Raw genomic sequence first — 24,265 nt, 5'->3', positions numbered from 1 at the left:
ATTACTCTTTAAATCACCCCAAGAATAATATTTGAAGAAAAATTAAAAAACCTGTAAAAATAAAACTATTAAATAATAAATTAAAATAAAAAATATTAAGAAAGATTTAATTTTAACTCTAAAAAAAGTAGAATATCTATTTTTAATTATCAATCCCATATCATTTTTTATCATAAACTTTTTATTATCCAATTTTATTATTAATTTATATTATCATTCTTAATTATAAATTTTATTTTTCTGATTTGGAGTTGCAATGAACTTATATAATAAAGCAGCTATAATTCCACCAACAATAGGCCCAATTAAGAATATTAAATAATTAGTCCAAACTAAACCAGCAGGATTACCAACTAAAAAGCTAACTAAGTATGGAGAAAACCCACGAGCAGGATTAATACTTCCTCCAGTAATAGGTCCCAAGAAAGTTAAAGAAATACCAATAGCCATACCAATAGATAATCCATAAATACCAGGATCTGCACTTTTATCAATAGCTACACCCATAACAACAAGCACCAGGAGAAATGTTCCTATAATTTCAGCTAACATAGCTTGATAAAAGCTAATTCCCGTAGCAGGAGCATTAGCTCCTAGAGCACCTATACCTGCACCAATATCTACACCAAAAATACCTAGTAAACACAAAGTAGCTATAATAGCACCAATAAATTGAGCTACAATATATACAGAAGCATGTTTACCAGATATGTTTTTTGTAACAAGTAAACCAATAGTAACAGCAGGATTTATATGTCCTCCAGATATTTTTCCAATAGCATAAATAACAGCAATGGCAGTAATACCAAATCCCCAGCTAACAGCTAACCATTCTGCAAATCCTCCAAGTGCTCCAATAGCCCCACCAGAAACATAATTATGCACAATCCAAGCAGCCCCTATTGCTGATCCAGTACCAAACAATACTAACAAAAAAGTTCCAATCATCTCTGCAAACATCTTTTTACTTAAAGAATATTCCATAAAATCACCCTTAAATCATATTATTAGATAAATAATTTAATAAAATAAATCCCCATTAACAAATAACCATAAAATAGTCAAAATCACTAAAAATAATCTAATAATGAATAATAATTAATATAGTTTTATAATAAACTAAACTAATCATATTTGATAGTTAGATTAGACAACAACTATAATATTATCGATGATTTAGCTAAAATAGGAATTATTATAAGATTATATATCTTATATGATAATATATAATTAGTATTATATATAATTATCATATTATTACTATATTAATAACAAAATTATAATATCATATTTTTATTTATAAATATAAATCCAATAATTTCTTTTTAAAAAAATATAAACATATAAACCAAAAATAAAAAAGTTAATAAAAAATTAAAAAACTAATAAAATAAAATTAAAAATAAAAATAAAATTAAAAATAGCTAAAATTAGTTATTAATTTTATTCTTGAAATGGTTGTGGTAATTCACAAACATCAGTACCTTTAGCCATATAGGAATATAGCAATGAAGCTACAATGGCTCCTAAAATAGGACCTATCAAATATATTGGATAATAAAACCAAAGATTGGCTCCACCAGCTAATAAATCTATAAGATATGGCCCAAAAGTACGGGCAGGATTTATTGAAGCCCCGGTAAATGGCCCTAAAACAGCAATTACAGCTGTAACAGTAAAACCAATAGATATCCCGGCAAATCCTGGATCTGCTTTTTTATCAACAGCTACCCCCATAATCACAAGCATTAAAAAGAAAGTACCTATAAATTCAGCAAACATAGCTTGCCAATAGTTAACTCCAAGTCCTGGAGCGGTTGCCCCTAAACCACCAATTGTTACAGCAGACATGCCCAATACAGCTAAAAGTGCTAAACTTCCAAGTATTGCACCAATAAATTGGCCTAAGAAATAGTAACAGGAATCACCCAAGGATATATTCTTAGTAACCAATAATCCTATAGTAACCGCAGGATTTATGTGTGCACCTGAAATTTTACCAAATAAATAAATACAAGCCATTACTGTAAGACCAAATACAAGAGCAATAGCTATCCAGTCCCCAAGTCCACCAAGTACCCCAATACCTACATGATTTGGATCAAAACTATTTGTGATTAACAATGTAACTACTGCAGAACCTGTACCAAAGAAAACTAAGAGAAAAGTTCCTATGAGTTCTGCCAACATCTTTTTTTCAATTCCACAGGCCATAAAACCATCTTCTATAAAAGAATTTTAAATAAATTTTAATGAACTATTGGAAAGTTATACTGCTTCTCTCCATTGACAATAATGATGTCTGAAATCTACAAGAGCTGCTGAAGCACAGTTTTTACATCCTCTTACAGGTGAAGCTGGATCTTCTTTATGAAGAGCTATAATATTTGTCATCATAGTAGCTGTTATTGGTTCACTTGTTAAAAGACATGGATAATCAGCTAATCTCATAAGTGATGAGAATCTAACAGAAATTGCACATGCAGGATAAGTATATCTTTGTGGATTCATGATTATTTCATTGTTTCTAATTGGATTAAGATCTACTTTAAATCCATTAACAATAGGGGTTAAATCTTCTTTTTCACTACTTCTTGCCCTTCTAGCTTGATCTGTGTATTTCCATCCCCTATATATCATATCCATGAAGTCACAGTTATGAAGTTCAGCTGCAGCACCACGAGTTGGATATTGTTGTACAAAATTATGGAAACGTTTAGTTAAAAGATCTACAATCATCGGAGCATTAAAACCATCAAGCTCAAGTATATATTCTACTGCAGCTGCAGAAGTTCCAGTAGCTAAAGATAAAACATCAAATTCAGATTTATAATTATCTAAATTAGCATTTAAAGTAGTATCAATAACATCAGTTGTAGCTTCTATAACCCCCATAATCACATCATCTTTACACATATTATATGTTGATTGAGAGATATGGTGTGAAATATCTCCTACACAATATGCAGGAACAGTCACAATATTTCCATAGTGTACACCATCTTCAATAGCATTTATTGTAGTATTTCTCATAATCTTTTTGTAATTCTCCATATATGATCTAACATCAAAAGATTCATGGCCTAAATCATCCATCAATTCGGCTTGTGCATTAATTGGAGTGTCATAAATTTTTTTAATCATTGCTATTTCTTTTTTAACAGCTGCAGCTGCAGTAGCTCCAGATTCAAGTTCATTAGAAAATACTTCTCCAATACCGTACGATGTATTCATTCCCCAAGATTTAGCTGCAAGAATAGCTTGTTTATGATTATTTGGAATCTTTGTTTCGAGTAATATTTGATTAACAACATTACTTGTACTTCCTGGAATAAGAGCAAAGTCAACTACACATGTTGGACCGTAAAATCCACCATATCGCCTAATTACTTCTTTCCCAATTAAAGCTTCGCAATTTTCAATTGTATCTACAAAAGTTTTCAAACTTTTACAGAATTCTTCGTCTTCTTCACAAAGGATTTCGAGAATTGCAGGTGTTTGATAATGTTCAACAAAAGGATCATCTTCTGGCCTAACAGTATCTGTTAAATCACTTAATATGTTGTAATGTGCTTTAACAGAGTTTACATGTAAATCAATGACAGATTGAGCTTGACCATCTACTGCTTTCATATCTCCAGCTACCTTAACATAGCTTTCAGAGTCTTTAATTTTAAATTGTTTTCCTCTATTTTTTTTAACAGTGTTTACATCTGCTCTTTGAGCTTCTATTGACTCATTTACCATCTTTTTATATATTTCAGACATTATTTCACCTCAAAGCAATATATAATCTCAAAAAGTATTTTTAAATAAAATAATATAGCTTTAATAAAAAAATACTTTTTAAATATATCTATAATATTTTTATATATTTGTTCTTTATTTGATATAAATTTGTTCATTATCCGTAATAATAGTTTAATAAAATTATATTCATATGTAATAAAATTTAATGTATTATATAAAATAACTCAAAAGTTCAAGTAAAATCTAATAATAGATAAAAATATTATAATAAATAATTCAATTACAAGCTAATTCAATGAAATAAAAATAAAAGAATATAAGTATTAATATTAAAGATAAAATATAATAAAGAAAATAAAAAATAAAAAAATAAATATTAACAAATTAATATTTTTAATTTAATAAAATATAAAAACATTGAAATTTAGAATAAAAAATTGATAAAATGGATCAAATTGCTATTAATCTTGGGATAATAATTGTTCTTGGAATATTATGTACAAAAATATTAAGCAAATATGAAATCCCAGGATTTATTGGATTAATGGGAATAGGTGTTTTACTTGGACCATTTGGATTTAACATCCTTCATGGTTCTTTTTTAGATTTATCTCAAGAATTATCAACCATAGCCATAGTTATCATCTTGATTAGAGCAGGACTTGGAATAAGCCAAGATTCAATTAGAAAAGTAGGAAGGCCTGCTATTGCAATGGGATTTTTACCTTCGATCTTTGAAGGAATGTCAATAGCTATTATCTCCCCATTCATCCTAGGAATTTCATTTATCGAAGGAGGGATGTTAGGATTTGTTCTTGGAGCTGTGGCTCCTGCAATTCTTGTTCCCTCTATGCTTTCATTAATGAAACAGGGATTAGGTACAAAGAAATCTATTCCAACAATACTTTTAGCAGGAGCATCTGCAGATGATGTTGTAGCAATTACAATATTTTCATCTTTTTTAGGAGTTTATTTTGGAACAAATGCTAATATAGCTTGGACAATTATTGGAATTCCAATATCATTGATTTTAGGCATTTTAGTAGGATTTATATCAGGCATTATTCTATTAAATATATTCAAAAAATGGAATTTTTCACTTACTGAAAAACTTTTAATTATTTTAGCAGTTGGGCTTCTTTTAAATGGAGTAGGTCAAGGATTAGAAGGAATAATACCAATTTCAGGACTTTTAGGAGTTATGGTAGTTGGATTTATGATATATAATCGAACCCCAAAAACAGCAACTAAACTATCAAATAAGTTTAAAAATATATGGTTCTTAGCTGAAATAGTCGTATTTGTAATGTTAGGTGCTCAATTAAATATAAGTTTAGCTTTAAGTCTCATCATACCAGGATTAATTGTTATATCTTTTGGATTACTCTTTAGATCATTTGGCGTTTATATATCATTGCTAGGAACTGATTTAAATTTAAAGGAAAAAATATTTTCTATGGTTGCATATTTCCCAAAAGCAACAGTTCAGGCTACAATTGGAGCTATTCCACTTGCAATGGGAGTTGCTTCTGGTGAAATTATAGTTGCAATAGCTGCAATAGGTATAATTTTTTCAGCACCAATAGGAGCTATTGGAATAAGAATACTTGGTCCAAAACTATTGACAAAAGATATTTAGATATTATTTAAGTACTTATTATTTTAAAGAATATAAATTATTAATTTTAATTATTAATTTTTAATATAATAATTAAATAATTGATATATCAATAATTTAAATATTAATTAAATTGTAAAAATAATAAATAAAAATAGAAAATAAAAAAATAATTAAATCAATTTATCTAAAAATATTAAATAAATTTTAAAAATAAAAAGTAAGAATAAAAATAAAAAAGATAAATTAAATCAATTTACCTAATTTAAGTAAAGCTTTAGGATTAACTTTAATTAAGTTTTTAACAAGTTCAGTAGTACTAACTTTCTCAAATTGAATATCTTGGAAAGCATCAGCTACTGAATCTAATTCTTCATCAGATAATGAAAGAGCAAAGTCTTTAACTTTGAGATATTTAGAAATTTCATCTCCAATATCTTCTCTAACATTCTTATCATATTGTTTTAAATATTTTTCAGAGAAATCTTCATCAGCAATAGCATTTGCAGCTACTTTACCGGCATGCATTCCACCTTTCATACCACTGATAATTCCTCCACCAGTAAGTGGATTAACTTGGCCAGCTGCATCTCCACAAACAAGAATATTATCACCATAAATCTTTTTCGGCATTCCACCTACAGGATCTCCACCAATATTGAATTCAACTGGTTGAGCATTTTGAGTAGCTGGACAATTAGCCACAAATTCTTTAAGATGTTGATAAGGAGTTTTATCTGTATCATTAGTGATTACAGCAAGCCCTACATTAGCTATATCATCACCTTTAGGGAAAATCCAAGCATATCCTCCAGGAGAAACACTTCCAAAATAGAATTCAATGACATCTTGTTTTTCCATTTCTACTCCAACCATTTCAAATTGAATACCTGATTCCATATTAGTTGGTTTAGTAGCTGTTCTAAGTCCTGCCCATCTAGCTACACGAGATTCTGGTCCATCAGCTGCGATGATAATGTTAGCTTTAATTTCAAACATTTCACCCATATGTTCACAAGTTACAACATAGCCATTTCCTTCTTTTCTCATTCCATGAGCCAATGTTTTGATTTTTATTTCTGCACCAGCTCTAGCTGCATCCATAGCCATATATTTATCAAAAACTTTTCTTTCAAGAATATATCCTGCTTCTGGAAGTTCAATTTCATCAGAAGTCAACCAAACATTAGTACCATTTGGAGAAACAAGACGTACACCATCAAGTTCCTTAGTTACCCAACGAGGGTTCGGTTCAATTCCTAAATCTGCAAGTCCTGCTTTTGAAACTCCTTCTGCACAACGTTTTGGAGATCCAATTTCAGATTTTTTGTCAATAAGTATTACATCTGCTCCACCTAATGCAGCATGTTTAGCTGCAGATGATCCAGCAGGTCCTGATCCAATTACCAATACATCAGTTTTAATCATATTACACACCTAAAATAAACATAATATACATAATAAAATAATATACAACAAATATTAATAAATATTAATAAATATAACCATTATATATCTAAAATATAAATTGATTTCATTAATAATTTTAATATAAAATAATTTCAGTTATTCTTTTTGTAATGCTGTAACAGGACAAACATTAACACATGTACTACATTCTCTACATTCACTATCATCGAATATCAAAGAAAATTCTTTAACTTCAATTAGATTCCTTGGACATACTCCCGCGCATTCTCCACAAAACATACACCAATCTTTAACTATCATTTTTATCGCCTTATGAATATAATTGTAAATCTTATAAAAATATTATAGATTAAATTTTGTTTTTATACTATATAATATTTGTTGATTTTTGATTAAATAAACAAGATAAATAAGCTATAAAATAATAATGATAAGTAAAATAGATAAATTAAAATAAAAAATAGAAAAAAAGCTATAAAAACAAAAAATAGAAAAAATAAAAATAATAAAAAAATAGAAAAAATCTATAAAAACAAAATATAGAAAGATAAAAAACTATAATAAAAATAAACAATAATAAATGTTTAAGAATAAAATAAAAATATTTAAAGCATGTTAGATACTCTTAAATGTTCAGGTAATGGTTTAATTTTTGCTGGAGTTCCAATAGCTAGATAAAACGGAGGAACAGTTCTTGTTACAACAGCCCCTGCAGCTACAATAGCTCCTTGACCTACTTCAATATTTGATAAAAATGTGGTATTAGCTCCAACAGAAGCACCTTTTCTAATTTGAGGCCCTTTCAATTCATATTCAACTCTAACAGGATATCGGTCATTTGTGAAACAAGCACAAGGCCCTATAAAGACATTGTCTTCAATAACACTATTAGTAGGAATATATACATTAGATTGAATTCTGACATTAGAACCAATAGTACAATTTCCTTCAATAACAGTATTAGTCCCTATTAGAACATCATCCCCAATTGTAGTATTTTCTCTTATAACAACATTGTGACCAGATTTGAAATCATCTCCAATAACAACATCATTGTAAATAACAGAATTAGAACGAAGTAAAATGTTTTTTCCAAAAACAGGAGGTTTACTAAACCTTTTATAGTTAACCCCAAGTTTAATATTTTCTTTAGCTAGCTTTTGATAAAACTCATCACTATCTTCATTAAAAATTCCTAGTAGACTAGCCATTATCATTAAACTCCTTAAATTATTTTAGATTAACTTTATTATTAATTTTATTAATAATTATTTTTCTTAGTATATCTTTTTCAAATGTATAATATTTATTATAATTTATTATTAAATTCTTATCATAATTATATTTTGTTACTTAAATATATAATTTAATAAAATCAAAACTTATTATTTATTAAAAATAATATAAATAATATTAATGATAGTGATATTATTATCCTTATAAATATTCATATATTTAACAAAGTATATATAATTATATATTATATCTAGTATAATAATACCAATTATAATAATATTAATAAAATATTCATTTAATAATCTTCAAAATATTGGTGAAATTTTGAATCTAAAAAAGGAAAATCTCATAGAACACATAAATAAAATAAGAAAAGAAATAGGGCATGAAAATAATGATATCCAGATTCAAAAACTTATACTCAACGAAAATACTAATGAATTATGGATTATAACTCCAGATAGACCGGATAAATCAGCAATAATAGGAAAGGGAGGTTGGGTTGTAGGTAAACTTAAAGAAGAAACAGGTTTTAATAAAATCCATGTTGAAAGCTATTCAGATTTTTTATTAAGAGAATATCGAATGAAGTTTTCATTAGAAAGTTTAAATTCGTTTATTAAAGAGAATACTAATAATTACAATGATCATTCAGAACTAGAAAAGCCTGAATTTTTAAAACCAATGAAAAATTTAAAAGATCTTTTAGAAGAAAAGATTAATAATTTATATGACTTCAATTTAAAAGATTATTTTAACAGTAATACTTACAATGACCTAAATAGTGAAAATAAAAATGACAATAATAATCATGCAATAGTAGCATTGTCAGGAGGAGTTGATAGTAGCTTTTCACTAATTTTAGCTAAAAAACTTGGGTTTAATCCATTAGCTATCACAATAGATCCTGGAACTATTGTTCTTCCAAAACAATTTAAAGATAATATAAATAAGTTATGTAATGATTTAGATGTTAACCATGAATATATCCCTGTAAATTATAGTGAAATAATAAAAGATTCATTAAATGGAAGATTTCACCCATGTGGAAGATGTTCATCTGTTATTGAATCTACATTATTTGATTATGCAGAAAAGAATAATATTAAAATAGTAATCTTTGGAGACATGCTTTCAACTGGTTTTCAGTGCATAACAAAGCACACTTCTTCGATTGAAAATGAAAAACATCATCAAAATGAAGAAATAAAGAATAATAATACTAATAATCGTTCTAATAATATTAATAATACTAGTACTAATATCAATAGCAATAATAATAGTAATAATAATTATACTAATAATAAATTTAAAGAAAATAAATTTACTTATAGATTAAATTTGCCTGCAACACTATCAATTGGAAAAGAAGAAATCAAAAACACTGTAGCTAAATATAATTTAGGAAAAATAAAAGGTTTTGGCTGTCCTCTTTTATATGAAACACATAAAAAATATCCTTATTTAAAGAAGTTTTCAATACAGAGAATCCTTAGAGAAACTAGAGCCGGTGTATTAGAACCTGGTGAAGCTCTCAATTTAATATGGAGTTTTTATAATACAGAATAATTGAAAATAAGAAATAAAAAAATTAAAATAAATGTGTTTAATAAACTAATTATAATCTAAAAAAGATTATAAAAAGTTTAATACTCCGTAAGCTATTAAGACTAACCCTATTACATAAGCAACTATATTAGGGAAAACAATCACTAATATACCTGCGATAATAGCCACTATTCCTAATGCCAAATTTGTGTTTTTGGAATTCATAGTAAATATTATGTATTTAATTGTATATAATATTATCTAATTAATCGTTTATCATAACTATAACATTAAATTATTTAAAATTTTTATTAATATTATTTAAAATTATTTAAAGAATATATAATAAACACAAGGAAAAGAGATGAGAACATGAAAATTTGTCCAAGATGCGGATCACGAAATGTTGATTGGATATTACCTCAAAATCAGTCAATTTGGGAATGCAAAGATTGTGATTATACAGGACCTATTATTGAAGGGAATGCTGAATTAGCCAAAGAAATAAGAGAAAGTTATGAAACTAAACTAAAGAAAGAAAAAATTAAAAAAAATAAATCTTCTGAAAATAAAGAAAAAGAAGAAGTTGAAGAAGAATTAGAAGAAGATTTAAGTGATGAAGAAATAAATAGAAGATTAGATGAACTTAATATATAATATATTATAAAATTTTCAATTATTATAATCCAACTATTATAATTAAACAATTAAATTCAACTATTAAATTCTTCTATTTTTATTAATTTAAATTATGTTTATTGCATTATGACTAAATTTAGTTTTCAACACCTTTTTTAGCATATTCTTCTTTTAAAAAGTTTTTCATATTATTACAAGCTAATTGAACCATTTCTGGAGAAGGTCCACCTGGAACTTGTCTCATTTTAACATTTTCTAAAGGATCAAGTGCTTTTTTAATTAAATCATTAGATAATTTTAACTTATCAAAGCCTAAGTCATTAGCTATTCCATCAATAAATCCAGAATCAACATCACCAATTTCTAAATCCATTTCAATACAAAGATTTACAAGACGTCCAACTATTTTATGAGCTGTTCTAAATGGAATATTTCTTTCTCTTACCATAACATCAGCTAAATCGGTGACAGTTCCAAAATTAGCTCCAGCTAATTCTAAACATCTTTCTTTATTAATTGTTACAGATAAAACCATATCAGAAACGATTTTCAAAGTATCATTAGCTACTTTTATAGAATTCCAAAGATGAGGAGTTATTTCTTGTAAATCACGATTATAAGTATAAGGAATAGCTTTTAATATAGTCATTATAGTAATAAGTTCTCCATTAACCACGGTAGACTTAGCTCTAGCCACTTCAGCCACATCAGGATTCTTTTTTTGAGGCATTATAGATGAAGTTGAAGAAAATTCATCAGCCATTTCAATAATTCCAAACTCATAAGTACTCCAAAGAACCATTTCTTCACACATTTTAGATAAACTAGTACATAGAGTAGCTAAATCAAAAACAGTTTCAGCTATAAAGTCTCTTGCTGAGACTCCATCCATAGAATTTTCTAAATAGCTATCAAATCCAAGAAGTTTAGTAGTAAGTTCTCTATTAATCGGAAAACTTGTTGTAGTCATAGCTGCTGAACCAAGAGGATTTTGGTTGACCCTTTTATATGTATCAGCTAATCTCTGATAGTCCCTTTTAAGAGCTTGTGCATATGCCATGAAATTATGAGCAATAGTAATCGGTTGAGCATGCTGAAGATGAGTGTATCCAATAGTTACTGTTTCTTTATGTTCTTCAGCTAATTTTACAATGCCCTCAATAAATTCTAAAATATTTAACTGAATTTCAATGATTTTACCACGTAGTGTTAATCTTATATCAGTAGCTACTTGATCATTTCTTGACTTAGCTGTGTGCATGAATCCAGCTATACCTATACCTACCATATCTGTAACATAATTTTCAATGGCCATATGAATATCTTCAACAGAATGATCAAAAGTTAATGCATCAAATCCTTCGTCTTTAAGTTTAGTTAAAGCTTCAAGAATTTTATCAGCTACTTCATCATCGATTATTTTTTCATTTTTTAACATCAATACATGAGCAAAATTACATTTAATATCACTTTCAAAGATCTTTTTATCAGCTTCAAGTGAAGATGTATATTCAGCTGCACCTTTTGTCATTTTTTTATCTAATCTTCCACTTCGTAAATTCATTGAATACCCCAAAAAACTATTATTGAAATTTAATAATTTATTTTGATAATTTATTCATAAACATAATATAAATCAACAATTATTACTATTATTATTTATTTGAATGTAGTAATCTAGTAATTTAATAATTTAGTAATTTAGTAAATATTATCAAATAATACATCTATTTAAATAATATATCTATTTACCAAACAATATAATAAAACTATTTTATTACTATAAGTACAATAATACTGCAGATATAATAATATTATATACTAATTTAACTATTATTATTGATTTATTTTATTATTTATATTATTTAATATAATATTGATATAATGTTTTAAAGTTTAAAAAATTATAATTAACTTTAAGTAACTTTTTTATTAATTATTTATTCTATATTATATTATTATTCTATTAACTATTTATTAATTATCTTTTAAATAATTTTAAAAAGAATTAAAATAAAAATAAAAAATTAAAATAAGAGAATATAAAATAAAAATAGATAAAATGCAATAAATTGCTTTAAAATAAAATAAAACTAAATAAAAATAAAACTTAAAAATAAAAAATATAAAAAATTTAATTAAAAATAAAATATAAAAAATATATAATAAAATATATAAAAAAATTTAATTAAAAATCTAATTAAACTATAATCAAAAAAAATGATTTGAATTATTAATATAAATAATTATTAAAAATTTATAATAAAAATATAAAAAAATACTTATTATAAAAAATTATAAAAAGAAAAATTAATCTTTATTTTTGATTTCAGTATATCCACATTTTCCACAAGCATATCTATCACCATGATCAGCCATAAATACACCTCCAGAACATCGAGGACAGAATGGATTTTTTCTTTTTATTTTATCTCCATCAACTTCATAAAGTGTAGATTTTTTCATAATTTAGTCCTCCACAAATTTTAATTTGAATCTTCAGATTCCTCAGATTTTTCTTCAGAATCATTAGCTTCTTCTGATTCTTCAGAAGTTTCAGCTTCATCATCAACAACTTCTTCAACTTCAGGTTCTTTATTTTTAGCAATAACATGCTCAGTTTCGATACCTTCTAAACTGTCTTTTGAACCATAAATTTTTGCATAGCCAGCAGCTTTTGTCTCGCCAAAATGAGGTTGAATAGAATCAACCACAATTAAATCTTTTTTAGTATCTAATAAAGCTACTAATTTACTTTTAACATCTAATATTTTAGGTGTAGCTTCACCATCATAAATACAATTAAATTTAACCTCAGTTCTATCTAATGCACTATTTTCTTTCTTATTTATTATGTCAATTTCCATTTTTAAGCCTCTTTAACTTAATATAATATTAATTCAATAGCTAAACCCTTTTCAATGATTGAATAAGTTCATTAGCCCTATCCTTCACATCAGAAACATTTAAAAAAACTAATCCTTCATTAGGTTGTCCATAAAGAACAATTGAATTTTCAGGAGCCAATAATATGCATGGAAGAACTGCAAGATCTTCTTCCCCTTCAACAATAATAAGTTGTCTTTCATTATTTTTTGTTGCATTACTAATAGCTAATTCTATGGTTTCCCATAGATCATCAGTAATGGTTCCTGGAGGATTTTCAGCATTTAAAAAATTTTCTGTATAAATAATATCGTGATCATGATCTTTTCTTTGAATAAGATTATCAATAATACTAATATTTGGATAAATTTTATTTTTAAGAAGATTATTAGTAGTAGCATCTCCAACAGATATTAAAAACTTAGATGATTTAATTTTAGGTATTGCATTATCAAATATTGGATAAACTTCACCTAAAGGTTTTTTAAACTCATCTCTTAAATTTTTATCTAGGATTAACACTATTAAACCCCTTAATATATTTAATATAATTTAATTAATTTATTTTATAAAATTATTTAATTATTTTTATTATTATTAATTATTATTCATATAAATTACATAGATTATAATAAATCTAGTTTATAAACTATCTTGTTTGATTATCTTACTATAACAATTACCTAGTTATGAATTAACCTATTTATAACAATTATCTTACTCTTAAAGCATATTCACCAGGTAATTCAATATTTAATTCTTTTGCAATATCAGAATTTTCTGGATCAACAATTAGTAAAAGACCACTCCAATTAGTTGAAGTAGGATTGTTACAAACTGGGCAACGTTCTTTAGTAGATATTCTTTTACATGAAGTACAAGATTTCATACTCATTAAAATACATCCTAATTATCTTTTTAATTATTTTTTATTTTTGCTTTTATCTTTGCTTTTATCTTTGCTTTTATTTTTGCTTTTATCTTTTTCTGCTTCAATCCACTCAAATCGTCCTAAACCAGCTTGTCTCATAGTAAGACCAATTCTAGTTTCTTTTGTAGATTTACCTTTCAAACTAACAGCTACAATTCTAGCTCTAACTTTATTCCCTTCTTCAAGAGATTTTTTAGATTCTTTAGCAAGTAAAGCTCCTCTTTTTGAATCATAGTTAATATAATCATCAGTAACTTGTGAAACATGAACCAATCCATCCATTGGACCAATTCTAATGAAAGCTCCAAACTCAGCTATTTCAATAACTTCTCCATCAATGATTTCATATAATTCTGGTTTAAAGAATACTGCATTAAAAGTTACTTCATGGTAAGCAGCACCATCACCCATAATTACTTTTCCTTCACCAATAGTTTCTATATCATTCACACTAACAAGTAAACCTAATTTTTTATCAAGTCTACCATTGTAAGATTCATTTAAAGTTTCAATAGCTACTTCTTCTAGAGGATCTTCAAACCGATAAGGTGGAATTCTAACAGTATCCTCAATTTTTGTTAAATAATACAAGTAAATCCCTCATTAATAATTAATTCAGCATTTATCATTTAATAAATATAATATTTCAATATGATATATAATTCAATAATGAATTTTAATATTTTTCTTTGTAAAGATCAATAGACCGTATAGCTTCTTTTTTAGCTACTTCAGCATCTTCCCAACCCAAAACTTCTACTTTTTTTCCTTCAAGATTTTTGTAAGTCAAGAAAAATTCTTTAATTTCATCTAAAAGGTGAGAAGGAAGATCAGATATATTATTAATGTCTTTAAATTTAGGATCATCTACAGGAACAGCTAATATCTTGTAATCTTTATCTCCACCATCAATCATCCCCATAATACCAATAGGTCTTGAAGCAATTACACAACCTGGAAAAGTTGGTTGTTCCATCAATACCATAATATCCATTGGATCCCCATCATCATAAATAGTTTGAGGTATAAAGCCATAATCCGCAGGATAAACCACTGAAGAATATAATACTCTATCTAAAGCAAATGCTTCCATTTCTTTATCATATTCATATTTGTTTCTTGATCCTTTTGGAATTTCAATTACTGCATTTATTACTTCAGGAAATTCAGATCCTGGAGTTAGTTCAGTCCATAAATTCATACTTTCCACCATTAATTTAAATCAATATATCTTCATATATTTTATTTATATATTTTTAAATAAGTAAATTTTATTTAAATTTATCTAAATCTATCTAAATTTGTCTAAATTTATCTAAATTTTGAAATTTAAGAGATAATCATTCTAAATAACCATCAGCAACAACATATTTTTTTTGACGTAGATAAATAACAGTTATTCCATGTTCTCTTGCTTTTTTTCTTAGTTCAATATCATTAGTAGCTAAAACTTTTGAAGTTCGAATTAATGCATCATCAACAGATTCATTAGTTTTAAGAGATATATCTTCAATTTTAATATTGGACGACTTAGCTATTTTTAGAGCTATTCCTGCTGCAACCCTGTCTTTGCCTTTTAAATTCTTTTTTAAGCCAACTAACTCATTTATTACGAAATTTGGAGTGATTAACTTATAAGAAGGAAAAGCTTTTTCAAGTTCATCAATTATATCAACATTGAACTGAAAGGGAATCATGAAAAATTTGTATCAATGACAATTACTTTTTCATTTTTATTATTATTCATATTAATATCCCTATTATCAAATCATCAAATAAAAACATGCCAGATTAGGATTATTGGATAATTCCATAACCAATTAATCTCCAACGAGCTCCAACACGACGACTTAAAGCTACTCTATCTCCTTTATCCGCACAAACTGGTAATTTCAATGTTACTTGAACATTACCTTTAACTTTAGTTACAACCCCAATAGTAGTAGTCGTACCACAATTAATCATTAAAGGTTCTTTAATTTTAATTGGAGCAACATCTCGCTCTTCTTTAGTACCAACAACACGATCTAAAAGATGAGTTTCCATTTCAAAGCTGTGTAAAACATCAGGAAGAGTTCCAGGTTCTCCAGCTACAGATCCAGATAATGAATCTGCCTTAGTAAGAGAAGGATCTAATTTAGTAGCTATTCCTACAAGACCACCAGGGCCAATTTCATCAACATCTTCCCCACCAGCATTTAATCCAATGATTTCAGATGTTAAAGAAATCCAAGCATTTTTACCAGCATGTTTATTTTCAATACCTGGCCTAATTTCAATATCTTGTCCTTCTTTTAAAGTCCCTTGAACTAATGTTCCTCCAATAACTCCTCCCCTAATGGTATCGGGATGAGATCCTGGTTTATTTATATCAAAGGATCTAGCTACATGCATCCTTGGAGGTTTGTTAGGATCACGTTTAGGTGTTTTAATTTTTTTATCAATAGCATCTATTAAAATATCAATATTTGCCCCTTGTTGAGCTGAAACAGGTATAATAGGAGCACCTTCTGCACAAGTACCTTTAACAAACTCTTGTATCTCTTTGTAGCTTTCAATAGCTCTTTCTTTTGAAACAATATCAATTTTATTTTGAACTACAATAACATCAGTCACACCAATAACATCAAGAGCCATTAAATGCTCTTTAGTTTGAGGTTGTGGACAATATTCATTAGCAGCTATTACTAATACTGCACCATCCATTATTGCAGCACCAGATAACATAGTAGCCATAAGAGTTTCGTGTCCAGGAGCATCGACAAAGGATACTTTTCTTAAAATTTCAGTTTCCTCACCACAATGTTCACAAGTTAAAGCTGTAGTATAACATAATGGTTCACCACATTTGTTACACTTTCTAAATTCAATATCAGCATATCCTAAACGAATTGATATACCTCTTTTAGTTTCTTCGCTGTGAGTATCTGTCCAGATACCTGATAATGCTTTGGTAAGAGTTGTTTTACCATGATCGACATGACCCACTAGCCCTATGTTAACATCAGACTGTACTTTCACAGATTACACCTGCAATTTTTTATTATTAAAATATTTGTATTTCCATACATAATTCCATACATATTACTGATTATGTTCGTAATATTCATTATATAATCCTTTATTATTCTATCTATATTATTTATTTTATAATTTATATAATTTTTATCAAATATTAGATAAAAAATTATAAATTTATTTATAAAAGACCATATTAATAAGATATAATTAATTACTATTCTGCAGGAGCTTCGCCTTCTGCTTCAGCTTCTGCTTCAGGATTAAGTATATCATTAATTGATTTATTACCAGCTTTAGATACAATAGTACTAATTTGAACAATATCATCAGAGATAGTATTTCCTCTTAATGTTTTTCTTCTTTTAACACCTGCAGCTTTAGGTTTGTAACCTACTCCACCAGTTAATAAACTTTTAACTCTTCTAGGACCTTCGATATCTTTTTTCATAGGAAATCCATTCTTATCACTTCCACCAGTGATTTTTAATGTATATCCTTCAAGTCCTATTAAATCTCCATCTAATTCATCACCAATAGCTAAACCAATAATTTGTCTTTCATTAGTATCTACTTCTATTTGGTAACTTTCACTTTTATCTGAAACAACAACTTTAAATGCCAAAAAATTCCTCCTTTACATTTCTTATTGTTAATAAATTTCTAATTTAATAATCTTTATATTGATTATTTAAATCATTACTAATAAAATTATTAATAACTCTTTTAATAATCATTTAATTAATCTTTTAATAAATCTTTTAATAAAATATTCTACAACATTAAGTAAATTATTCAAAAAGTCCAAATGTCCCCCAATCAGGATCAATTTTCCTTTTAATAGTTAAAATTTCATTTAAGGTTTCAAATTCATCTTCACTTAACTTGTCTTTGAGTTCTCTTTCTAAAATTTTATAATGTTTTTCTGGAATATCAACATATAGAGTATCTCCTTCTTCAAAGTCTTTTCCAACAATTGCATCTTTAATTGCCATTGCTATTTTTTGACCTTTAGTAATAGAAGGCAGATTATCTCCTTTATCTTGCATACTTTCGATAACCCCAACGATATCTCCATTTTCATTCATAAGAGAATAACCTTGTTTAACAGTTCCACTAAGGACTTCAATTCCTGCTATAGCAGGTTTACTTTGTCTGAATACGAGTTTAGGAATACTTCGGATTTTAGCAGGTTTAATAATAGCATCAAGCCATTTTTTCTTCTGTTCTTTTTCTTTTTCCTTAATCCAATTATCATATTCTTCAGTAATTTGATAAATAACATTACCAGAAAATAGTTTAATATTAGAATTAGCTAATTCTTCCTTAGCAGTTGGATGAACTTTAACATTAAAAGCAATGATGACTCCATGAGATGGGTCTTCTTGACTTACAATAGATGCATTAATAACATCTCTTTTTGAAACATCACCAATTTCAGCAGTTCTTATTGGAATATCCATATCTTGAAGTAAATTTACAAGAGCTTCAAGAGAACCAAGAGTATCTGCTTTAGCCATTACTCCATTTTCATTAGTATGAATTGTAATATCTTCCATTTCTTGTAATATTTCTTCTTTAACATGATCTCCATCTTTAGTTACCCTAAGTGGAGAACCAGAAATAACATCCTCAAGATTAGGAGCTGCAATTTTAATACCTGCAGCAGCTACAACTTCATCAACTTTTTTGAATTTTTTCTTTGAGTCTCTCATCTCTTCCAAAGGAAGAGGTCTAAGAATTGATCTTATTTTAGTTGTTAAAACATCCCCATTTTCCATTAAAGCAATTTCATCATCTTTTTTAAGAATACCATCATAAATAATAGCATCTAGGGTAACACCAAGACCAATTTCTTCTTTAATTTCAAGCACAGTTCCTTTAGCTGGAGAATTTTCTTCAATCTTAAGTTGCTCAGTTAAATATTCTTGGGCAAGGCCTAATAACATTGCAAGGAGCTCAATAATTCCTTCACCAGACTGAGCACTTATAGGAATAATACTAATTTGTGAAGAAAAGTCACTAATACGGTCAAATCTTTCAGATTGGAAACCTTCTCTATGTAAAATTCCAACAAGTTCATAGATTAGTTTGTCTAAATCTAATTGAACACTTTTTGCCTGATTTTCAAAAGATTTCGAAAAAGATTCATTTTCATGAACTTCCCATCCAAAAATTTTGTCTATTTTATTTGCAGCTATAATAAAAGGAGTTTTATACATTTTAAGAATGTTAAGAGCCTCATAAGTTTGAGGTTTAAATCCTTCATTAATATCTACAATAAGAATAGCTAAATCAGCTAAAGCACCACCACGCTTTCGAAGGCTAGTAAAAGCTTCATGCCCTGGAGTATCAATGAAAAAAAGACCAGGAATATCTTTTTGGATAGATAACTTTCCAATAAATTTGCCACAAATATTCTCTATTGTTTCAATAGGTATTTCAGTAGCACCAATATGTTGAGTTATTCCACCAGCTTCTTTAGCAGCTATAGTACTACCTCTAATAAAGTCAAGCAGTGTTGTTTTACCATGATCCACATGGCCAAGAACTGATACAATAGGAGATCTGATTTTCATGTAATTATAATAATTATTTAATTTAGATTTATTTCTAGATTAAGATTATTTAATAAATATTGATTAATTAATAAATATTGATAGTATTAATTATTAATTGTAAATTAATTATTAATTTTAATTCAACTTTTTAATCAAGTTTTATTATCAATTTTATTCATAAATCCAAGTTTCATCAGCAATTTCAAAATCACAAATCTCATCTTCTTTGAAAAATAGAGCAATTTCTCTTTCTGCTGAAGCAGGAGAGTCAGAAGCATGAATGATATTTCTACCCATATCCATTGCAAAATCTCCTCTAATAGTTCCAAGATCTGCATCTTTAGGATTAGTTGCCCCTACAATTTTTCTGATTAATGATATTGCATCATCGCCTTTGATTACCATAGCAAATGAAGGTGAAGAAGTTATATAGGTAACTAAATCATTAAAAAAAGGTTTTTCTGCGTGTTCACCATAGTGTTCTTTTGCAAGACTTTCATCAATTTTTAAAAGTTTACAAGCAACAACTTGAAGTCCTTTTTCTTCAAAACGGGAGAGAATTTTTCCCATTATCCTTCTTTGTACAGCATCGGGTTTCATCATAACGAAGCTTTTTTCCATCATTTTTTGCCTCTAGTTAATTTTCTTTAACCCATTTGACTTTTCTTGGAACTCTTCCAAGTTTAATCATGTTTTTTTCACATTTACTACTACAGAAGAAGTATATGGATCCGTCTTTTTTAACATACATCTTACCAGTACCTTCTTCTATTTCTTCTTTACAAAATGAACAAGTTCTCATAATATTCACCTTAGAATTAAAGTTAATTAAGAAATCCATGTTTTTATAGTATAATAACTACAAAAACACCTTATGGAGTCTTAATCTCCTTAGCCTCTCTAATTGTGTCTAATAACATCAAAATATCTCCTTGTCTAACAGGACCCATGATATTTCGAGTTAATATTCTTCCCTTGTCTCTTCCATCGAGGATTCTGCATTTAACTTGCATTACCTCTCCAGTCATTCCAGTTCTTTTTAGAACTTCAATAACTTCTGCTGGAGTTCCTTCTTCCATATAATCACCTGTTAATATGAATTAAGCTGAATTTTCTAAATTTTATATCAATTTTTGACTTTACTTTAGAAAATTTCTGCTTTTTAAACAGATCGAGAAAATAATTAGTTTTTAAGTTCTTCGACTTTTTCCACGATTTCTTTTACTAATTCTTCTGCTTCACCAGCATCTACAATAGCAGCTGAAGCTGTACCAACATTTAAACCTGCTGCTCCACCAACTGCTTCTTTAGTTGGTAAGTAAACATAAGGAATTTCTTTTTCTTCAGCAAGAACTGGAATATGTGCAACAATTTCTGCAGGATCAACATTTTCTGCAATTACAACAAGTGCTGCGTTTCCTCTTTCTATAAATTTAGTAACTTCGTTAGTTCCTTTAGCTACTTTTCCAGTATTTCTCGCGGTTTCTAATGCTTCTTCAGCTTTTTCAGCTATTTCCTCTGGGGTATCAAATTTTACATAAATTGCTTTTGCCATATTATTTACCTCCTTTTTCATCTGGCATTTGCCATCCATCGGCAAATATTATAACTGCAGCTCGAATGAGTTAAAATAATTTTTATTAAAATTATTTATAATTATTTGTAATAATTTATAATTATCTGCTGTTATAACAAAATATAATTTAAATATCCAGATTATATTATTTTCTATAAAAATAATGTAATCAGATTATATTAGATTATATTATAATTTAATATTAAATAATTCAATATTAAAAAGTCTATATAAAGCATAGTGATAAATAACAATAAAATAAGCTAAAATTAAGATATTAATCAAAATATCAATAGGACAAAAAGTCAATTTTAGCTAAAACATCATTACACAATAGTCAAAGACTAATTGCATCAATTATAGCTTCATAATCTCAAAAATTCAAAATTTAGTCAAAAATATTAATGATAAATATTTAATGAAATAAATGTCTTGAGAATAGACTATATTAAATATATTTTTATAGCATATAAAGCTTTTCAAAAATAGACCAAATAAAAACAAAATAATGAAATAAATAAAAAATATAGAAATAAATTAACTTAATAAAATAAAAACAAAAGAAAAATTAATAGAAAATATTACTCAAATATTACAAAATAGATAAACTAAATTGTTTAATATTTTCGTATTAGCAAGTTTTAGTAGCTAATTTAATATCTTCTACTTTTACAGTTTTTCTTCCAGCATGTCTTGCGAAACCGACTGCTTTAGCAGCGATGTCGTTTCCACATTCTTCTATAGCTTCAGCTAATGCTTCTTTAGCACCATCACTGACTCTGTCAGCACCAGCGTTTTTTAAGATTCTGCCGATAGGAGCAATTGGTAATTCCATATTTTCACCTCATAAATTTGTATTTAATACTGTATCTTTCATCATATATAAAGATATTGGTCCAATGTAAGTAAATTTCAATATAATAAGAACTTTGACAATGTAATTTTATAAAAAACATAACGATTTATCATAATTAAATATGTGAACAAGAACATTAATTTAGATAGTTTTGAATAAAATTTTCAAAAAATAAAGTCAGATAATAGACAATATAATTATGTTTTTTAAAATATAGAAATATAAATTATAAAGATATGATTACTCTCAAATATAATTACATTTTAGAATGTTTATAGAAATTATGTTTAAAATTAAATTTTTGACAATTAATTAAATTTTTATTATAATGTTTGATTAGACTTTTAATAATTTTTAAATTCATATATTATTTTATTATTGGTAAAATTGAAAGTGAAATATATAATTATGATTATAAAAAATGCCTTAAATGTTAAAAAAATAAAAATAGAAAAAATAAAAGAGAATAAAAATAATTCTCTCAAAAGAAAGTTTTTAATTATATTTCTGTTTTTTCCACACAGCTATACCAAGTAGATTTAGTAAAACTAATAATATAGCAAATAATGGAATACCTGTTTTTTTCATACTTACTCCTGCATTAACAAAGTTAGTATTATTGGTTGTATTATTTGGATTATTACTGAATTTTAAAGTTGTACTATTAGAAGAAGGAGGATATATTTCATCCCCACTAAATACAGTAGTGAGTACATAATCCCCATTCTTTAAAGGAGTGTTAGATGTATATTCTAATTGAGCTATACCCTCATTATTAGTCATTGCTTGTCCAACATAGTGACCATTAACATAGAATTTAATAATTTTGTTAGCTAATGGATTACCATTTTCATCAGTTAATCTACCTGTTATAATTATTGATTTACCATTATCACTGACTTTACCAGTGATCGCAATACTTGTATTATGAGAAGTTGTATTTTTTGGTTTGGCAGTGATATTTTCAGTAATATTAGAGTTATTAGTATTATTGTTGATATTTTGCTGATCTGCTGTGACATTAATACCGTTAACAATAACACCAATACCATTAACACGGACAGTAATAACAAGTTCGCCAGATTGACCATTATTTAAATTACCAATAGTCCAAATACCAGTATTTCCATTGTATATACCTATAGAAGCATTACTACTTAGATATATAAGAGCATTAGGTAATTTTTCATTAATAATAACACCAGTTGCATTATTAGGACCATAATTAGTTACAGAAATGGTATATGTTATAATCTGACCATTAATGACAGTTTCATTAACATTAGCTACTTTAGTAACTGTTAAATTAACTGCCGGATCAATATTGATAGTTGAGTTATTACCAACAGTTGTGTTATCTCCAATATTTGTATTATTAGTAGTGACATTAGCAACATTTGAAATAAGACCAGTACCATTAATAATAACTGTAAAAGTCAAATTAACACTATCGCCAGCACTTAAATTACCAATAGTCCAAATTATAGTATGATTATTACCATAATAAGAAACTCCTGAGTAATTACCAACAAAAATAAGTCTTGGATCTAAAATATCACTAACTATAACATTAGTTGCATTATCAATACCATGATTAGTCACAGTAATTGTATAACTTAAACTTTGTCCATAGCTTGCATTTGTAACATTAGCAGTTTTTGTAATAGTGAGATTAACATATGGCCTAACAGTAATATTAGTTGTAATATTACTATCATTAGTATCATTATTAATATTAGTCTGATCCACAGTAACATTAACACCATTACTAATTATACCAGTTCCATTAATTTGAACAGTGATCACTAATATAGCAGTATCACCATTAGCCAAATTACCAATAGACCAAACACCAGTAACAGGATCATAAGAACCTTGACTAGCAACACTACCAACATAAACAAGGGTGTTTGGAAGCACTTCATTTAAAACAACTCCAGTAGCATTATCATGACCATGATTAGTCACAACAATAGTATAATTAATCACATCACCATCAAACACATCACTAGTAACATTAGCAGTCTTTGTCACAGTTAAATTAACCTCAGGCACAACAGTAACATTCTCAGTAACATTAGAACCATTAGTATCATTATTAGTATTATTCTGATCCGCAGAAACATTAACACCATTAACAACAACACCAGTACCATTAACACGAACAGTAATCACCAAAGTAACACTATCACCATTAATCAAACTACCAACAGAC

Annotated in this window: 26 protein-coding genes and 1 pseudogene; 3 read left to right on the top strand and 24 right to left on the bottom strand. The window is 27.3% G+C overall.

What is annotated here, in order from left to right:
* Positions 1–219 precede the first annotated feature (219 nt).
* The 3 genes from KQY27_RS05600 to KQY27_RS05590 form a co-directional block, all read right to left on the bottom strand.
* Positions 220–984, bottom strand: coding sequence for an MIP/aquaporin family protein (locus tag KQY27_RS05600; RefSeq protein ID WP_224425587.1), 765 nt, complete (start codon positions 982–984; stop codon positions 220–222).
* 459 nt (positions 985–1,443) lie between these two features.
* Complete coding sequence (locus tag KQY27_RS05595; RefSeq protein WP_224425586.1) at positions 1,444–2,214, bottom strand: MIP/aquaporin family protein; 771 nt, start codon at positions 2,212–2,214, stop codon at positions 1,444–1,446.
* A gap of 54 nt (positions 2,215–2,268) precedes the next feature.
* Positions 2,269–3,768 (bottom strand): DUF2193 domain-containing protein, encoded by a 1,500-nt coding sequence (locus KQY27_RS05590; RefSeq protein ID WP_224425585.1) that lies wholly within the window; start codon positions 3,766–3,768, stop codon positions 2,269–2,271.
* Positions 3,769–4,195: 427 nt separating this feature from the next.
* Here KQY27_RS05590 and KQY27_RS05585 point away from each other — a divergent pair, with 427 nt between their 5' ends.
* A complete protein-coding gene (locus KQY27_RS05585) occupies positions 4,196–5,389 on the top strand; it encodes a cation:proton antiporter (RefSeq protein ID WP_224425584.1) in 1,194 nt (397 codons plus the stop codon).
* A 225-nt stretch (positions 5,390–5,614) separates the two neighbouring features.
* Here the strand turns inward: KQY27_RS05585 and KQY27_RS05580 are convergent, their stop codons facing one another.
* The 3 genes from KQY27_RS05580 to KQY27_RS05570 all read right to left on the bottom strand — a co-directional run bounded on the left by KQY27_RS05580 (position 5,615) and on the right by KQY27_RS05570 (position 8,010).
* Positions 5,615–6,796, bottom strand: a complete 1,182-nt coding sequence (locus KQY27_RS05580; RefSeq protein WP_224425583.1) for an NAD(P)/FAD-dependent oxidoreductase — start codon at positions 6,794–6,796, stop codon at positions 5,615–5,617.
* Positions 6,797–6,934: 138 nt separating this feature from the next.
* Positions 6,935–7,099: a 4Fe-4S binding protein gene (locus KQY27_RS05575; RefSeq protein WP_224425582.1), complete on the bottom strand. Its 165-nt coding sequence runs from the start codon at positions 7,097–7,099 to the stop codon at positions 6,935–6,937.
* A gap of 305 nt (positions 7,100–7,404) precedes the next feature.
* A complete protein-coding gene (locus KQY27_RS05570) occupies positions 7,405–8,010 on the bottom strand; it encodes a DapH/DapD/GlmU-related protein (protein WP_224425581.1) in 606 nt (201 codons plus the stop codon).
* A 346-nt stretch (positions 8,011–8,356) separates the two neighbouring features.
* On the opposite strand from KQY27_RS05570, the gene KQY27_RS05565 reads away from it, so the two are divergent.
* Positions 8,357–9,604 carry an ATPase gene (locus tag KQY27_RS05565; RefSeq protein ID WP_342765746.1) on the top strand — a complete coding sequence of 416 codons (1,248 nt, stop codon included), beginning with the start codon at positions 8,357–8,359 and terminating at the stop codon, positions 9,602–9,604.
* A 66-nt stretch (positions 9,605–9,670) separates the two neighbouring features.
* Here KQY27_RS05565 and KQY27_RS05560 read toward each other — a convergent pair whose 3' ends face one another.
* On the bottom strand, positions 9,671–9,808 hold the full coding sequence (locus tag KQY27_RS05560) for a hypothetical protein (protein WP_224425579.1): 138 nt from the start codon (positions 9,806–9,808) through the stop codon (positions 9,671–9,673).
* Between the two features lie 147 nt (positions 9,809–9,955).
* Here KQY27_RS05560 and KQY27_RS05555 point away from each other — a divergent pair, with 147 nt between their 5' ends.
* On the top strand, positions 9,956–10,240 hold the full coding sequence (locus tag KQY27_RS05555) for a hypothetical protein (protein ID WP_224425578.1): 285 nt from the start codon (positions 9,956–9,958) through the stop codon (positions 10,238–10,240).
* Positions 10,241–10,358: 118 nt separating this feature from the next.
* Here the strand turns inward: KQY27_RS05555 and argH are convergent, their stop codons facing one another.
* From argH to KQY27_RS05470, 17 genes and pseudogenes are all read right to left on the bottom strand, one after another.
* On the bottom strand, positions 10,359–11,786 hold the full coding sequence (gene argH, locus KQY27_RS05550) for an argininosuccinate lyase (protein ID WP_224425577.1): 1,428 nt from the start codon (positions 11,784–11,786) through the stop codon (positions 10,359–10,361).
* Between the two features lie 746 nt (positions 11,787–12,532).
* The gene (locus KQY27_RS05545; protein ID WP_224425576.1) at positions 12,533–12,688 is read right to left on the bottom strand and encodes a 30S ribosomal protein S27ae; all 156 of its coding nucleotides are present in this window, start codon (positions 12,686–12,688) and stop codon (positions 12,533–12,535) included.
* A gap of 122 nt (positions 12,689–12,810) precedes the next feature.
* Positions 12,811–13,089: pseudogene (locus tag KQY27_RS05540) on the bottom strand (30S ribosomal protein S24e); the annotation flags it as partial.
* Positions 13,090–13,129: 40 nt separating this feature from the next.
* Entirely contained in the window at positions 13,130–13,630 is a 501-nt protein-coding gene (locus KQY27_RS05535) for a DUF359 domain-containing protein (protein WP_224425574.1), read from the bottom strand.
* Between the two features lie 190 nt (positions 13,631–13,820).
* The gene (gene spt4, locus KQY27_RS05530) at positions 13,821–13,997 is read right to left on the bottom strand and encodes a transcription elongation factor subunit Spt4 (RefSeq protein ID WP_224425610.1); all 177 of its coding nucleotides are present in this window, start codon (positions 13,995–13,997) and stop codon (positions 13,821–13,823) included.
* Positions 13,998–14,030: 33 nt separating this feature from the next.
* Complete coding sequence (locus tag KQY27_RS05525) at positions 14,031–14,630, bottom strand: DNA-directed RNA polymerase (protein WP_224425573.1); 600 nt, start codon at positions 14,628–14,630, stop codon at positions 14,031–14,033.
* Positions 14,631–14,715: 85 nt separating this feature from the next.
* Positions 14,716–15,240, bottom strand: coding sequence for an inorganic diphosphatase (locus KQY27_RS05520; protein ID WP_224425572.1), 525 nt, complete (start codon positions 15,238–15,240; stop codon positions 14,716–14,718).
* Positions 15,241–15,379: 139 nt separating this feature from the next.
* Entirely contained in the window at positions 15,380–15,736 is a 357-nt protein-coding gene (locus KQY27_RS05515; protein WP_224425571.1) for a PIN domain-containing protein, read from the bottom strand.
* A 100-nt stretch (positions 15,737–15,836) separates the two neighbouring features.
* The gene (locus tag KQY27_RS05510; RefSeq protein WP_224425570.1) at positions 15,837–17,060 is read right to left on the bottom strand and encodes a translation initiation factor IF-2 subunit gamma; all 1,224 of its coding nucleotides are present in this window, start codon (positions 17,058–17,060) and stop codon (positions 15,837–15,839) included.
* 214 nt (positions 17,061–17,274) lie between these two features.
* Entirely contained in the window at positions 17,275–17,682 is a 408-nt protein-coding gene (locus KQY27_RS05505) for a 30S ribosomal protein S6e (protein ID WP_224425569.1), read from the bottom strand.
* 166 nt (positions 17,683–17,848) lie between these two features.
* The gene (gene infB / locus KQY27_RS05500; RefSeq protein ID WP_224425568.1) at positions 17,849–19,636 is read right to left on the bottom strand and encodes a translation initiation factor IF-2; all 1,788 of its coding nucleotides are present in this window, start codon (positions 19,634–19,636) and stop codon (positions 17,849–17,851) included.
* Positions 19,637–19,789: 153 nt separating this feature from the next.
* On the bottom strand, positions 19,790–20,242 hold the full coding sequence (gene ndk / locus KQY27_RS05495) for a nucleoside-diphosphate kinase (RefSeq protein WP_224425567.1): 453 nt from the start codon (positions 20,240–20,242) through the stop codon (positions 19,790–19,792).
* A gap of 13 nt (positions 20,243–20,255) precedes the next feature.
* Entirely contained in the window at positions 20,256–20,420 is a 165-nt protein-coding gene (locus KQY27_RS05490; protein WP_042703707.1) for a 50S ribosomal protein L24e, read from the bottom strand.
* Between the two features lie 70 nt (positions 20,421–20,490).
* Complete coding sequence (locus tag KQY27_RS05485; protein WP_224425566.1) at positions 20,491–20,697, bottom strand: 30S ribosomal protein S28e; 207 nt, start codon at positions 20,695–20,697, stop codon at positions 20,491–20,493.
* 104 nt (positions 20,698–20,801) lie between these two features.
* Positions 20,802–21,173, bottom strand: coding sequence for a 50S ribosomal protein L7Ae (rpl7ae, locus tag KQY27_RS05480; protein ID WP_224425565.1), 372 nt, complete (start codon positions 21,171–21,173; stop codon positions 20,802–20,804).
* A gap of 652 nt (positions 21,174–21,825) precedes the next feature.
* Positions 21,826–22,029: a histone family protein gene (locus KQY27_RS05475; RefSeq protein ID WP_224425564.1), complete on the bottom strand. Its 204-nt coding sequence runs from the start codon at positions 22,027–22,029 to the stop codon at positions 21,826–21,828.
* A gap of 516 nt (positions 22,030–22,545) precedes the next feature.
* Positions 22,546–24,265: DUF11 domain-containing protein (locus tag KQY27_RS05470; protein WP_224425563.1), on the bottom strand; the 1,720-nt coding region annotated here is incomplete at its 5' end.

The sequence above is a fragment of the Methanobrevibacter sp. TMH8 genome, from assembly GCF_020148105.1.
Taxonomy (GTDB): Archaea; Methanobacteriota; Methanobacteria; order Methanobacteriales; family Methanobacteriaceae; genus Methanobinarius.
Note: the sequence above shows the minus strand (reverse complement) of the source record. Positions and strands in the feature narration are given on the sequence as shown.

Coding starts and splice junctions, on each gene's coding strand:
- KQY27_RS05600 (WP_224425587.1), bottom strand. CDS start 984: ATGGAATATTCTTTAAGTAAAAAGATGTTTGCAGAGATGATTGGAACT.
- KQY27_RS05595 (WP_224425586.1), bottom strand. CDS start 2,214: ATGGCCTGTGGAATTGAAAAAAAGATGTTGGCAGAACTCATAGGAACT.
- KQY27_RS05590 (WP_224425585.1), bottom strand. CDS start 3,768: ATGTCTGAAATATATAAAAAGATGGTAAATGAGTCAATAGAAGCTCAA.
- KQY27_RS05585 (WP_224425584.1), top strand. CDS start 4,196: ATGGATCAAATTGCTATTAATCTTGGGATAATAATTGTTCTTGGAATA.
- KQY27_RS05580 (WP_224425583.1), bottom strand. CDS start 6,796: ATGATTAAAACTGATGTATTGGTAATTGGATCAGGACCTGCTGGATCA.
- KQY27_RS05575 (WP_224425582.1), bottom strand. CDS start 7,099: ATGATAGTTAAAGATTGGTGTATGTTTTGTGGAGAATGCGCGGGAGTA.
- KQY27_RS05570 (WP_224425581.1), bottom strand. CDS start 8,010: ATGGCTAGTCTACTAGGAATTTTTAATGAAGATAGTGATGAGTTTTAT.
- KQY27_RS05560 (WP_224425579.1), bottom strand. CDS start 9,808: ATGAATTCCAAAAACACAAATTTGGCATTAGGAATAGTGGCTATTATC.
- KQY27_RS05555 (WP_224425578.1), top strand. CDS start 9,956: ATGAAAATTTGTCCAAGATGCGGATCACGAAATGTTGATTGGATATTA.
- argH (WP_224425577.1), bottom strand. CDS start 11,786: ATGAATTTACGAAGTGGAAGATTAGATAAAAAAATGACAAAAGGTGCA.
- KQY27_RS05545 (WP_224425576.1), bottom strand. CDS start 12,688: ATGAAAAAATCTACACTTTATGAAGTTGATGGAGATAAAATAAAAAGA.
- spt4 (WP_224425610.1), bottom strand. CDS start 13,997: ATGAAATCTTGTACTTCATGTAAAAGAATATCTACTAAAGAACGTTGC.
- KQY27_RS05520 (WP_224425572.1), bottom strand. CDS start 15,240: ATGAATTTATGGACTGAACTAACTCCAGGATCTGAATTTCCTGAAGTA.
- KQY27_RS05515 (WP_224425571.1), bottom strand. CDS start 15,736: ATGATTCCCTTTCAGTTCAATGTTGATATAATTGATGAACTTGAAAAA.
- infB (WP_224425568.1), bottom strand. CDS start 19,636: ATGAAAATCAGATCTCCTATTGTATCAGTTCTTGGCCATGTGGATCAT.
- ndk (WP_224425567.1), bottom strand. CDS start 20,242: ATGATGGAAAAAAGCTTCGTTATGATGAAACCCGATGCTGTACAAAGA.
- KQY27_RS05490 (WP_042703707.1), bottom strand. CDS start 20,420: ATGAGAACTTGTTCATTTTGTAAAGAAGAAATAGAAGAAGGTACTGGT.
- KQY27_RS05485 (WP_224425566.1), bottom strand. CDS start 20,697: ATGGAAGAAGGAACTCCAGCAGAAGTTATTGAAGTTCTAAAAAGAACT.
- rpl7ae (WP_224425565.1), bottom strand. CDS start 21,173: ATGGCAAAAGCAATTTATGTAAAATTTGATACCCCAGAGGAAATAGCT.
- KQY27_RS05475 (WP_224425564.1), bottom strand. CDS start 22,029: ATGGAATTACCAATTGCTCCTATCGGCAGAATCTTAAAAAACGCTGGT.